Genomic DNA, 12,998 nt, shown 5'->3' on the forward strand with positions numbered 1-12,998 from the left:
TACAGACTACGAGGCTAATTTGCCTTCTGAATCCGATAAAGCAGAAGCTACCGCTTGCATACTGTGGGAATTTATCACCATACAAGCATGGGCAAGAACTGAAACTTTCACATTTTTACCCACGGGCATTTGTGAACTATTACCCGGAATAATAATAAAATCCCACGGTGTCCAAATTGATGTAAAATTAAGGCGTTCTAACATTTGGACATCTCGATTTAAATCCTCTATTAAAGGACTTCCTGGACGCATTTGTACGCAGGCGCGACGGTTCAATAGGTAGGCTAACCAGGTGCCGTGATGGGGGGCGGCAATGGTAATATAACGCTGCACTCGGTTAATTCCACCTAATCGCTGGACATAATAGCGGGTGACAAGTCCCCCCATACTTAAACCGACTAAATCAATGGGTTGGTTTGGGGGAAATGTTTGGTTGATAAAATCGGCTAATTGGGCTGCCATTTCGTCTAAACCCAATGTAGCATTATTGGGTTTAAGGTCAATACTATAAACAGAAAAACCTTTTTTTTGGAGGTAGGGAGAGAGTTTGCGGAAAACCGATGAGGTGCGGAAAATACCGTGAACGAGAATAACTGGGTTTGTCATTTGTCATACTCAAGGAAGCGATAAGCAAGCTACGTCATTCCCTTATTTTCAAATGAATAGCACTGAAAAATTGCATTTTTAAATTGCCGAAATCCTTAATATACCGTAGGGTGGGCACTGCCCACCAGCCAAAATTTCAGTATCATTCATCTTAAAATTGATTTGTCGAGATTAGCCTATAAAAATGATAACAGCCGTTCAAGTTGCGATCGCGGGGGAGGCGGCTGAACCCGCCGTGTCTGAGTTGATGGCGATTCCGGGATTATCGGTATCCTATGAAGCCCAAACCCAAAAAGAGGGAACCCTAGCCGTAATTGCTACAATTGTCGGCATTGCTGGGGGTACGGTGGCGCTAGCCGAACAAATTCGCAAGTGGTATCAGGAATGGAAGCAATCCCAGTCAGGACAAACCTTTGATGTGGTGATTCAAAGTCCCACTGGGCGAATTGTCCTGGAGGAAGCCACAATTGAGGAAATTTGTCAAGTCCTAAAAGCCTTGGAACCGTAATTGTGCAAACCCTCTATATCAAATTAACCGACATTGACGGCGATTATGCCCAACTCCGCTATTCCTGGGGTCAACCGGGAGGGTATGAATCTCAAGACTTGGATTTGGGAATCATCCAGGATTTGATTCAGCAGGCGCGGCGAGACTATTATATGCCACTGCCAGACTTGGTGGGCATGGGTCAACGGCTGTTCCTGTGGCTGGATGGAGACGGGCGCTGGTTGAGTCGGGGGATTCAGGGGTGTCGCGGTTCCGGGTTGGTGTTGGCAATTCATACTGGGCAGAAGTTGGCGCATTTACCCTGGGAAGTGTTGCATGATGGGCAGACGTTTTTAGTGCAGCGAGTTAATCCCGTGGTTGTTCCCATGCGTTGGGTGGATCATCCGGGGGAGGTGGGGGATACAGAGGCGCGTCCCTTGCGGGTGCTGTTTATGGCGACTGCCCCCCAGGGGGTTAAGCCTGCGTTGGATTTTGAGCAGGAGGAGGGGGCAATTTTACGGGATACGGCTGATTATCCCATAACCCTGCGCGTGGAGGAAAGTGGCTGCGTGGCGGAGTTGGGGAAGCTGTGGCGGCGATATCGGGAACCCTTTGATGTGTTCCATTTGACCGGTCATGCCTCGATTAATCAGACGGAACCCTATTTTATTACTGAGACAGAAACCGGGGAACCCTTGCAAGCAAAGGCGGCGGAGATTGCCGAGGCGTTACAGTTTCGCTTTCCGCCCTTGGTGTTTTTGTCTGGATGTCGCACTGGGGAGGCGGGGAATCAGGGGGCGATTTCCTCATTGGCGGAGGCGTTGATTGGTTATGGGGCGAAGGCGGTATTGGGTTGGGGACGCCCGGTGACGGATACGGGGGCGACGGTGGCGGCGGCGTATTTGTATGGACGATTGGCGGCGGGGTTTCAGGTGGCTGAGGCGCTGGCGAGTACGTATCAGCAGTTGTTGAAAAATCAGATAGCCGACTGGCATTTATTACGGTTGTATATTCAAGGAGAATGTCCTGGCGCATTGGTGGAACCCTTGGGGGATGAGCCGTGGTGTACGCCAGAACCCGCCTATAGTCAATTTTTAGACCCCAAAACCCAGTTAATTCGGGTGGCGACAGCCCAGGAATTTGTCGGGCGGCGGCGGGTATTACAGCGCTGTTTGCGGATACTGCGGAGTACGGGGAATTTGGGGGTGTTGATGTATGGCTTGGGGGGTGTGGGGAAGAGTACCGTGGCGGCGCGATTGTTGGAGAGGTTGGTGGGATATGACCGAATTGTGGTTTATCGGGGATTGGATGAGGATAAACTGGTGCGGCTATTCTCGGAACAATGTACGTCGGAGGCGGGGTTGGAGATATTGCAGGGGAAGTTACCCCTGATGCAGCGATTGACTAAGTTTTTCCAGGTGGGATTGAATCAGCCACAGCAACGGTTTGTCCTGGTGTTGGATGATTTTGAGGCAAATCTGGAGGTACGCGGGGATGGGGTGGCGGTATTAAAGCCACAGGTGGTGGATGTGTTGCAGGCGCTGCTGAAGGCTATGGTGAATTCTAAGTTACCCCATCGGGTGATTATTACCAGTCGCTATGAGTTTAGATTAGGGGATGCCATGGTGAATCGTCGCCTGCATCGAGAACCCTTGGCGGGGTTACAGGGGGCGGATTTAGCTAAGAAATATACCCGGTTGGCGGCGTTTAGTCGGGAGTCTCCGGTAGAAGGGGCGATACAGGAGAAGGCGAAGCAGGTAGCGGATGGGAATCCGCGTTTGTTGGAGTGGTTGAATCAGATTCTGGAAAATGAACAGGTGGATGGGGAGGTGATTCTCCAGCAGATGCAGGGGAAAGCGGCAGAGTTTCGCGAGAGTATTTTAGCGGAGGAGTTGTTGAAGCAGCAGCCATCTGGGGTAAGGCAAATCTTGGGGATAGGGTTGGTGTATGAGTTACCGGTGCCTTATCCGGCGATGGAGGCGGTTTGTCAGAGGATTGGGAATTTTGATAATGGGGTGCAACGGGCAAAAAGTTTGGGGTTGTTGGAGGTGAGTGAGTTTCAGGGGGAGGAGTCTTATCGGGTGTCGCGGATTTTGGCACCGTTATTGGAGATTCCGGAAGAGAGGGAGGATTTGGCTAAAACGGCGGCGCAAACCCTGTATGACTTATGGTTAGATAAAAACCAAAGTGTAACAATATTTCATTTACAGGAAGCTCATCAACTGGCGTTGCAAAGCCAAGATGAATCGTTAGCCGATGAGATCTACAGGAAGTGGATTGAATATTACCAATCTCTTCCTAACTATGGGCGGCGTGATTTTACTAATCCCCTAAATTCAATGTATCTTGACTTCATATAATTTTGGCTTTTTGGAGAAGATTACTAACCTCTCAATATTATCCATTTCTAAATTTCCAAAAGAGAGAAATCGAGAAAGCCATTTCTCTGTATCAGCAGTCCCTGGAACTCAAACGACGGATTGGGGATGTGCAAGGGGAAGCGGCGACGTTAGCTATGCTGGGACAACTTTTAGCCGATGAGAAAGGAGAGGTTGAAACCGCGATTGACTATTTGCAGCAATCCTTGGCTATATTAGAGCACCTGAAATCCCCCGATGCGGAGACGGTTAGGGACATTTTGAATCGGGTGAGGCGGATGTAGGTTTTTGCAACGGTATCCAGAAGCGTCCGCGTAGGGGCTTGGTTTCCAAGCCCGTACAGGTGGGGAAGTGGTGTTGAGTTGTCGCTAAATACGGTAATAAGAGATCCCCCCTAACCCCCCTTCAAAAGGGGGGGACAAGAAATTGCCTGCTTTGAGAACCAGAAATTGTATTTTTGTCAGGGGGGAACAAGACATTTTACCCTTTGTTAGGAAAGAACCAGAAATTGCACACTTTGTTAGGAAAGAACCAGAAATTGCACACTTTGTCAGGAGTGAATCAGAAATTAAGCCCAGTCATTTAAGGGGACAATAAAACATCAATCAAAGTCTCCCTTTCAATGAATCAATTACTCAAAGTCCCCCTTTCATCCCAAATCCGGGTTAGCTACCCCCGTTATAAACCAGTCCGCGCAGGCGGACTTTGTTTGTGTAGCAGCGATTTCAATCGCCGTGGCAAAAGGGGGTAATAAAGGCGGATTTGGTATCAAAGGAGGATTTAGGGGGATCTCAACCTTAATCGCGTAATCACAAGCTTAAATAAACCCCAATGGCAAACGGTTTACTCTCACAGTAAAGAAACCCACCGAAATTCTGGGGAAGGGCGGGTTTTGTATAGAAGTTATCGGATTTTCCCTCAATATTTTGGCTAAACCCGCCCCTACAAGTTTTCGGATTGATAGCGCTGCAAGAGAGTACGAATGACTAATGACTAATGACTAATGACAAATTTCCTTCTTGGCGTAATTGCTTATGGGTTTGCCGATCCGCTTCCAAGTCCGCTTCATTATAATGTAACTCGACACCTTTGGCTTTGAGGAATGTATCAACCTCCAAGCGGGTAGACATTCCCAGTAATTCTCGCACTTTACCGACACTAATCAAACCCTCACGATAGGCGGCAATGACAATCATTTCTAGTAGCCTGCGTTCCAAGCTACCCCATTTAAGTTCTAACGAATGCGCGACATCATCGGGTAGGGCGATCTGAATTTCCATGAGTGGCTTTCTGTTAAAGGTTATTCGGATTGAATCTGTTTAGATTATCCAGACGCTGTGGGCTATTCGGATACTATTATTTGGCTGATGAAGAGATACCGTTCGGAATTTTGTTAAGGAAAGCAGTCAATTGAATCAACCAGAGTCTATAGGCGCACACCTTCTCCGATTATACTGTTTATTGAATCATAGAAACTGTTTTTTTGTCAACCCGTTTAATCCTAAAAAATAGGTTCTGATAGAAAGGTTGAGGACAGGGCGATCCGATTAAGCGGCAATATCACCAGATACAGGCTCAAAGTGGAGAACCATAATTTGATCGGGACGCAAACCCAGAGATTCGTAAGTGCGTCCACTGCGATCGCTAAATTCCACTTCAAATGCTTTACCCTCTGCCAAAATTTCAACCACTGTACCTACTTGTCCACGCCAGAGATTGCACTCTGGCAAATTAACAGTAAGAGCAACGACATCCAATAATTTGACTGCATTTTTCATCGAAACCTCCAAGCCTTACAACGGGTAACAGGTTGTCAATCGTGGATAGTCTGAGTCATGTTCGATAATCCAACCACTACGAATCGTAGCGTTTCTATCACCCCATTCAATCATAAAATCAAGGGTATAGCGTTGCCCGTAGGCATCCCTTCGCCCTAACTGTACTTCCTCTGTTTTGACGACTTCCAATAAAATTCTGCGTAATTCCTCTGCATCATTGGGGGTCATGCCCAGCCTATATTCAAATAAACGTGCCTTATGTTTGCCTTGATCATGGGTGCGATTAAGACAGTAATCCCGTAACTTCCGAACATCAACCACAGCACGTTCTGCATTGGGAATTATCATACATACAACTGATACAAAGGTTTGAGAACACAAACCAACCAAATTGAGCGGATGCCTTTCTTAATTGATGCCAGCGGATCGCTTCTAGAATTCTTTGCCAGGGAAAGCAGTCAATCCAATTAACCATACTCTATAGGCGCACACCTTCTCCGATTATACTGTTTATTGAATCATAGAAACCGTTTTTTTGTCAACCCGTTTAATCATAAAAAACACGTTCTGATACAAAGATTTTAGGACAGGGCGACCCGACCGAATTAATTTACTTTTCACAGGAAATCATCAAACCTGCGAATCGGGGCGGGTTTAGTCGCATCCCTTGTGCAACCGAAGAGATAATCGTGAAACCCGCCCCTACAGGGCAACCTGTTAAGTTTATTTCACCATTTTAGCTGTGTCAAAATTAATCTCTGTCGTGAAAATAAGCCTAACAATTCATACCCGATACATTGAGGCTAATCTTCCCGCATCCGGCTTTAATTCTTAGCCGGAATAAAGTTATCCTGGAGACTTACTAACCCATCCCCATAGATAACTTTAATTTCATGCTCACGTCCATCTTCCCCAGAAAGGGTATAAATAAACTGCTGACGCTCAGACTCTAAGCCAGTAAACTGATAATTGAGTGAGTCTAAAGAGAATAAGTCCTCATATTTTGATTGAATCGCCTTCAAATCCTCTTGACTAAACAAGGTTTCCTCAAGATTTAAAACTTTGCCGAGCTTCTCAAGATCTTGGTTTTGAATGGCATCAACATACCGTTCAACTAAACGATTCGCGTAAACTGAATAGAGTAAAAAGGGGTCATCTAAGCGAATGCTTTGATCTTGATAAACAGAAATCGAATTACTCATCCCGCTAGGGGTATAAATGCGGTAATTAAAGCGTTGAATCGGCATTTTATCGCCTGTTTTCCCCAATTGTTCAACACCCAGACGCTCAAAATCAGTGATATCTTCCCCTTGGAAATAAGCCTGATAATGCTCAAGTGCAGCTTGCACATTTTCAGAGACGCGATCGCGTTCCATCAAGTAGGGCATAAAGAACTCAACATTTTCCTGATTAATTGCCTCAATTGTGGCAGCAATTAACGCATCAGCTGCTGCGGGTGTTAGGGGTTTAGCGGTTTGAGCGTCGGGAACTTGAGTTATAGTTTCCGCTGCTACTGTTTCCCCTCGACTAGAAACTGTTTCGGTTTGAGAGCATCCAAAAAACAGAACGCTGGATAGACTAATAATCAAAACAATGGACTTATTCATGCTCGAATCGGGTAAAGGGTTTAATGTCGCCAAATCTTCGTTGTTGGAGCAACGGCTACTAATAATTCTCCATCTGGACTAAACTGAATTCCGGGCAAACTAAACGTTTCTGGCACTTCTAAAACAAATTTTTGTTGCGGGATATGCCAAAGTTTAATACCCAGGCGAGGAACAAGATCTGCGGTTGACATTAAGGCTTCTATGGCTAAGGTTTCTCCATTGGGACTAAAAACAACTCGACCGACTGGATCTTGATTAAACTGATCAGTCACACCAATATTAGTTATCGTGCTATCCAGTTTGTAAGCTTGTAAATTCCAGAGTTTAACTGTATTATCATTACTGCTACTGACCAATGTCTTGCCATTGGGACTAAAAGCCAGAGAGTTCACTTGATCTGTATGTCCCTTTAGAGTTAAAAATCGGCTTCCGGTGCGAGTATTCCAGAGTTTTACACTATTATCTTTATCGCTAGTCGCTAATAGTTGCCCATTGGGACTTAAGGCGATAGGATTGTGTAATCCAGGAGACGGATCAGAATTAAATACCGTCCGAATCAGTTGTCCTGTCTGAAGATTCCACACCTGAATTTTATTAGTTGTCGTTGCACTAACTAAGGTTTGTCCATCGGAACTAATAATTAAACGATTAACGATACCATTAGACGGGTTAAGGTTAAGGGTGTGTAGTCGTTTTCCAGTTTGCAGATCCCACAGGTTCACCGTTTGATCAGAACTTCCACTGGCGAGGAATTTCCCATCCAAACTAAGTGCGATCGCGTGAACCGCATAACGGTGTCCTCGCAATGTCTGCACTTCTTCTGTTGTGTTCACATCCCAGATTTTAACGGTTCCCTGAGAAAGACCTGCAATAATGTGCTTATTATTCGGCGTAAATGTCACCGCATTAGCTATATCACCGGCAATATAAGTATTACCTTCAATCGGTTCTTGAGCTTGATTTCCCTCTAACCAAAAGGCTTCTGTCGCATTTCCTTGGATTAAAGTTTTGACTTTTTCTCCCGTCTGTAAGTTCCACAACGTTAAAGTACTGGTTCCACTTCCACAGGAACGTTCATAGTCATGGCTACTAATCGCTAATAGGCGACTATCAGAACTAATCGCTTGAGTAACAGTAGAAAGCTTACAAAATCGGCTATGAGGGGGATACAGGCTGTATAAATCTAGCTGATGCAACAGTTGAGCTTTGTCCCAGGTTTGGGGTGGGGAATTAGCCGTCTGTGTTGATGGGGAGATTACATTTACAGGAAGGCTAACCACAGGAAGTGGGGACATCAGCAGGGTTAGGGAAACCAAAGAGGCAATTTTAGCAAGATTCACTGTTGTCAGATGCAATCCGAGTATAAAAGGAAGGATTTGATTATTAGCTTATCTGTCTCTCCAGGGATTTAACTTCCCCCATCTGGCTCATGCTTTCGGGTAATATTAATAGGGTGGTTAAAAACCGCAGCTACACAAACCAAACCCACCGGAGTTTACCCTCTCAGAAGCGAAGGGTGGGTAATTTTGTCCTAAAAACATGCATTGATTGATCTCACCCACTCAGCCAGGACATTTGCTTAGGCGAGAAGTGAAGGTGCGTGCGATCGCCAAAACCTGGAATTGAGCTTAACCTGTTTGGCGATAATTATATAGAGGATTTCCTTTTGCCAATACTATCCCAAAGCTGTTGAATGAGTAGGTAATTTCATTTGCCTTTGCTGATGAAGGGATACAGCTAGGGATTCTTCGCCCAACAAAGCAGTCAATGGCACAAACTTTAGTTTATAGGCGCACACCTTCTCCGATATTAATGTTTATTAAATCACAAAAACGCTTTTTTTGTCAACTCAGTTCTCAGACAGTCAATAAAAGGAGTCGATTCTTGTTTCCATCTCTAGCGAGATTGCCAGTTTTGAAGTTTTATGTACTCTAGTTGAGGCATACTCATAATGCAAATTTTACAAGATTCCGCCGCAGGGCAGGCTACCCTGTAGGGGAAATAAACACGATTACACGTTCAATTACATTCTGACGAGAGATATATGACACAACCAAGCTTCGGAGTCATCGGTTTAGCTGTGATGGGAGAAAACCTGGCGCTCAATGTAGAAAGTCGCGGGTTTCCTGTGGCGGTGTACAACCGGACTAGCTCGAAAACAGAAGAGTTTATGGCAAAGCGTGCCTCCGATAAAAACGTCACCGCCGCCTATTCCCTGGAAGATTTTGTCAAAACCTTGGCACGTCCCCGCAAAATCCTGGTGATGGTCAAAGCAGGCAAACCGGTTGATATTGTCATCGATCAACTCAAACCCCTGCTCGAATCGGGCGATATGATTATCGATGGCGGGAACTCCCTCTACCAAGACACCGAACGCCGCACCAAAGACTTAGAAGCCACAGGACTCGGCTTTGTCGGAATGGGGGTCAGTGGTGGCGAAGAAGGAGCGCTCAATGGTCCTAGCTTGATGCCAGGAGGCACCGATACGGCATATAAAGAGTTAGAACCCATTTTGACCAAAATTGCCGCTCAGGTGGATGATGGTCCCTGTGTCACCTACATTGGTCCTGGGGGTGCAGGTCATTATGTGAAGATGGTGCATAACGGGATTGAGTATGGCGATATGCAGCTCATTGCCGAAGCCTATGACTTGCTCAAAAATGGCTTAGGACTGGATCACCAGCAGCTTCATCAGGTGTTTTCCGAATGGAATACGACGGATGAGCTAAATTCCTTTTTAATTGAAATTACGGCGGATATCTTCAAGTATATTGACCCAGATACGAATCAGCCTCTAGTTGATTTGATTCTGGATTCTGCCGGACAAAAGGGAACCGGGCGCTGGACGGTGGTCAGTTCTCTAGAATTGGGTGTACCGATTCCCACCATGTACGCGGCGGTGAATGCGCGGGTAATTTCGTCCTATAAACAGGAACGGGTAGCGGCAGCGAAGGAGCTTACAGGTACTACGGGTAAGTATGATGGAGATAGCCAAGCGTTTATCAACAAAGTCCGTGACGCTCTCTATTGCTCAAAAATGTGTTCCTATGCTCAAGGAATGGCATTGTTGGGTAAGGCATCACAGGAGTTTAATTACAACCTGAACTTGGCAGAAACTGCCCGGATTTGGAAAGGGGGTTGTATTATTCGGGCGGGATTCCTGGATAAGATTAAAAACGCCTTCAATGAGAATCCAAAACTGCCGAATTTACTATTAGCGCCAGAGTTTAAGCAAACGATTCTGGATCGGCAAGAGGCATGGCGGGACGTGCTGGTGGTTTCTAATCAGTTGGGAATCCCAGTTCCAGCCTTTAGTGCGTCGTTGGATTACTTCGACAGCTATCGGCGCGATCGCTTACCGCAAAACTTGACCCAGGCACAGCGCGACTACTTTGGCGCTCATACATATCAGCGAACCGACAAGGAAGGGGTTTTCCATACCGAATGGGCGCAGTCGTAGAGACATGCCCTGTCGCGTCGGTTAAAACTGATAGTTTGCACCATTTTTAGTTAGCCCCGACAGCCGCCAAGAACTCAAGTTCTTGGCTTATAGTGCAAGTCGGTTGAAACCGACTGGAATTCTTTTGTAGTCGTCTTTAGACGACTTGAGCTTTTGGTTCCTTGGGTTTAAACCCAAGGCTGTGTTTTTTGACCCCCATTCGACGACCGTAGGGGTTTGGTTACCAAACCCCTACGGCGTGGTGAGGATGTCAATTAAACGACATAGATAGGTAGGGGTATCGCTACCCCTAAACCTATCTCAGAAGCACTTATTCCTTAGCCGCCTTTAACGATTGACTGGCTGACCAGGTGTCCGTCCGCCTTCATCGTTACTACCACCACGGGGTGCAGAGTTACCAGGGTCTCCACCTTCTGGACCATTGCCAATCCCTTGGTTGAAGTTGCGATTCATATTACCCTGCCCTTGATCATCGTCATCGTCATCGTCATCGTCATCATCGCCCATGTTGTCATCGTCAACTTCTAAGTCATCATTGATGTCAGTATCAGTATCATCAAAATCGTTGTCACCATCAGCCGGGAAAGTTGCATTGTTATTGACACCGGCAGTATTGTCAGCTTCAAGATCAGCATTATCTGCAACATCACCAAGTTCATCTTGAGAAAGTTGTCGCAGACCAACTAAACCTGGAAAACAGCGACTTTGTGGACCAACTAACTTATAGCCAGCAACGACTGAGCCGCTACCGGAACCCGATCCAGCACCTGCACCTGCACCTGCGCCGCTACCAGCACCTGCGCCTGCACCAGCACCAGCACCAGCACCAGCACCAGCACCAGCACCAGCACCAGCACCAGCACCAGCACCAGCACCAGCGCCTGCACCAGCACCTACGCCCGAACCTGAGCCACTACCAGCACCAGCACCTACGCCCGAACCTGAGCCACTACCAGCACCAGCACCTGAGCCGCTACCGGAACCAGCACCTACGCCCGAACCTGAGCCACTACCAGAACCAAAACCACTACCGCCACCTGTTGTAACCAAGTAGTATCGATCGCCACCTCGCGCGTGATACTTAACTTTTACCTTCGAGCGGAACTGATACTGGCTGCTGCTGTTGAAACGAGCTGATTGAGAAATTTGGTAGTTGGTCTGAGTACTACTTGCTCCGCCGTTGAAGGCTACGTAGTTAGTGTTAAACGTGTTCGCACTTGCACCTGCGCCAGCACCAGCACCTGCGCCAGCACCTGCGCCAGCACCAGCACCAGCACCTGCGCCAGCACCAGCACCTGCCCTTGCCCTTGCCGATAACCTCGTACCTGCCGAACCACTGCCATTGACAATCACGGTATCACCACCGCTAAGGGTGTAGTTTATAACTGTGCTACCGCCACTTCCAACCAAGTTGATTGTGGTGTCACCGAAAACGATATCTGTATCGAATAAAAGTGGGGAACTCGCACAAACACCGCAAACCAAATTCACATTGTCATCATCGCTGGGATTAGAGTAGGTATACCCACCTTTAATGTCATTCTCAACATTAAAGTCACTCACTCCAGCCACGGCGTAGAAATTAAAGCGACCCCGACTCTCTCCCTCTAGTTTATTCTCACCCTGTTCAAACGTGAACTTAACTTTATCTTTGTCGCTATCACCAAAGCTGCTAAATGCTACACCGTCTGTACCAAAGATAGAAGCGTAGCCAGCCACAGCCCCTTCATCTTTGCCCTCAATTTTGAACTTGTCTAAATCAAGGCTAGTATCAATAATTCCTTCCTGCTTTATCTTATTGATATCATCAATAGTGATATCAACAAAACCGAGTTCTCCCTTAAATTTGAACTTTCCACCGGAAGCGTCTTCGGTTTCAATTTCAAATTTCTTGTTGGCTTCGCCGACAAAACGAAGGCTATCGCTGTCTACACCTGCTAAGGTGTAACTTCCGGCAGCTAAGTCTTCCCCTTCAAACTTGAATTTGAGTTTTTCTAGCAGCGAGACTTCAGAAACCATCACGTTACTAGAATTGCCCAAAATATAGCTAGCAGGCAGATTAATCAGCCCACTATTTAAGTCAGCCTCAAAGTCACCAACTTGTAAATCACCGAAGGTTGCTTCAAACTCAGACTGAGACTGCTGAGATAACGTCGCCTCTACATTTGGCAAGAAAACCAGTGGTGCATCACCCATGACCGCAGGACTCACCAGAGTTCCTGACAAATCTGAGAAGGTTTGGTCAAAGGAACTCAGCTCAAAGTTGAGGACTGTATCAACCCTATTATAGGGAACGATAATACCTTGTCGTGTATAGGCTATCCCTGTCAGTTTACCTTGGAGGACGCCTGTGTCTCCAGCGTCTGGCGTACCACTTGTATTAACATCGTCAAAACTAGCAGCGCTGGGTTCAAAGCGGGCGGTTGTGGTATTTCCATTGGTGCTTTCGATGCTTAGTTCCTGAATCCCCACATCAAACAGGGTGACATTCCCCCCTGCGTTCATCCCTGGAACAAAAAAGGCAGCTTGACCCCCAATTGAACCGCCTGTCACTTCAATACCGTTAGTTGTGCTTTGGCTCGTCGTTGTCGCGGTTTGAGCGTCAGCCCCTGGTGCGATAACTACCGATAAACCGCCAACTATCCCTAAACCAACCATGTAGCGTAGTGATTTGAGAATCAT

At 46.7% G+C, this 12,998-nt stretch carries 11 protein-coding genes; 4 read left to right on the top strand and 7 right to left on the bottom strand.

Annotated elements, in window-relative coordinates; all coding sequences use genetic code 11:
- Positions 1-6 precede the first annotated feature (6 nt).
- Positions 7-606 carry an esterase/lipase family protein gene (locus tag ACLGGO_RS02595; RefSeq protein WP_446418168.1) on the bottom strand — a complete coding sequence of 200 codons (600 nt, stop codon included), beginning with the start codon at positions 604-606 and terminating at the stop codon, positions 7-9.
- A 184-nt stretch (positions 607-790) separates the two neighbouring features.
- Between ACLGGO_RS02595 and ACLGGO_RS02600 the strand changes: the two genes are divergently transcribed.
- Genes ACLGGO_RS02600 through ACLGGO_RS02610 form a run of 3 tightly spaced genes read left to right on the top strand, consistent with a single transcriptional unit; the run spans position 791 to position 3,755 of the window.
- On the top strand, positions 791-1,114 hold the full coding sequence (locus tag ACLGGO_RS02600; RefSeq protein WP_446418169.1) for a hypothetical protein: 324 nt from the start codon (positions 791-793) through the stop codon (positions 1,112-1,114).
- Positions 1,084-3,453: a CHAT domain-containing protein gene (locus ACLGGO_RS02605; RefSeq protein WP_446418170.1), complete on the top strand. Its 2,370-nt coding sequence runs from the start codon at positions 1,084-1,086 to the stop codon at positions 3,451-3,453. Before ACLGGO_RS02600 ends, ACLGGO_RS02605 begins: the two co-directional genes overlap by 31 nt.
- Before the next feature lie 2 nt (positions 3,454-3,455).
- Positions 3,456-3,755: a tetratricopeptide repeat protein gene (locus tag ACLGGO_RS02610; protein ID WP_446418171.1), complete on the top strand. Its 300-nt coding sequence runs from the start codon at positions 3,456-3,458 to the stop codon at positions 3,753-3,755.
- A 702-nt stretch (positions 3,756-4,457) separates the two neighbouring features.
- On the opposite strand, the gene ACLGGO_RS02615 is transcribed toward ACLGGO_RS02610, so the two are convergent.
- From ACLGGO_RS02615 to ACLGGO_RS02635, 5 genes are all read right to left on the bottom strand, one after another.
- On the bottom strand, positions 4,458-4,751 hold the full coding sequence (locus tag ACLGGO_RS02615; RefSeq protein ID WP_446418172.1) for a UPF0175 family protein: 294 nt from the start codon (positions 4,749-4,751) through the stop codon (positions 4,458-4,460).
- A 267-nt stretch (positions 4,752-5,018) separates the two neighbouring features.
- Positions 5,019-5,249, bottom strand: a complete 231-nt coding sequence (locus ACLGGO_RS02620) for a DUF4926 domain-containing protein (protein WP_446418173.1) — start codon at positions 5,247-5,249, stop codon at positions 5,019-5,021.
- Between the two features lie 15 nt (positions 5,250-5,264).
- The gene (locus ACLGGO_RS02625) at positions 5,265-5,597 is read right to left on the bottom strand and encodes a DUF6883 domain-containing protein (protein ID WP_446418174.1); all 333 of its coding nucleotides are present in this window, start codon (positions 5,595-5,597) and stop codon (positions 5,265-5,267) included.
- 476 nt (positions 5,598-6,073) lie between these two features.
- The gene (locus tag ACLGGO_RS02630) at positions 6,074-6,856 is read right to left on the bottom strand and encodes a hypothetical protein (protein ID WP_446418175.1); all 783 of its coding nucleotides are present in this window, start codon (positions 6,854-6,856) and stop codon (positions 6,074-6,076) included.
- 20 nt (positions 6,857-6,876) lie between these two features.
- The gene (locus ACLGGO_RS02635; RefSeq protein WP_446418176.1) at positions 6,877-8,196 is read right to left on the bottom strand and encodes a WD40 repeat domain-containing protein; all 1,320 of its coding nucleotides are present in this window, start codon (positions 8,194-8,196) and stop codon (positions 6,877-6,879) included.
- 704 nt (positions 8,197-8,900) lie between these two features.
- On the opposite strand from ACLGGO_RS02635, the gene gndA reads away from it, so the two are divergent.
- Entirely contained in the window at positions 8,901-10,316 is a 1,416-nt protein-coding gene (gene gndA, locus ACLGGO_RS02640; RefSeq protein ID WP_446418177.1) for an NADP-dependent phosphogluconate dehydrogenase, read from the top strand.
- A gap of 327 nt (positions 10,317-10,643) precedes the next feature.
- On the opposite strand, the gene ACLGGO_RS02645 is transcribed toward gndA, so the two are convergent.
- Positions 10,644-12,998, bottom strand: coding sequence for a hypothetical protein (locus ACLGGO_RS02645; RefSeq protein WP_446418178.1), 2,355 nt, complete (start codon positions 12,996-12,998; stop codon positions 10,644-10,646).

Source organism: Coleofasciculus sp. (genome assembly GCF_046565525.1).
GTDB lineage: Bacteria > Cyanobacteriota > Cyanobacteriia > Cyanobacteriales > Coleofasciculaceae > Coleofasciculus.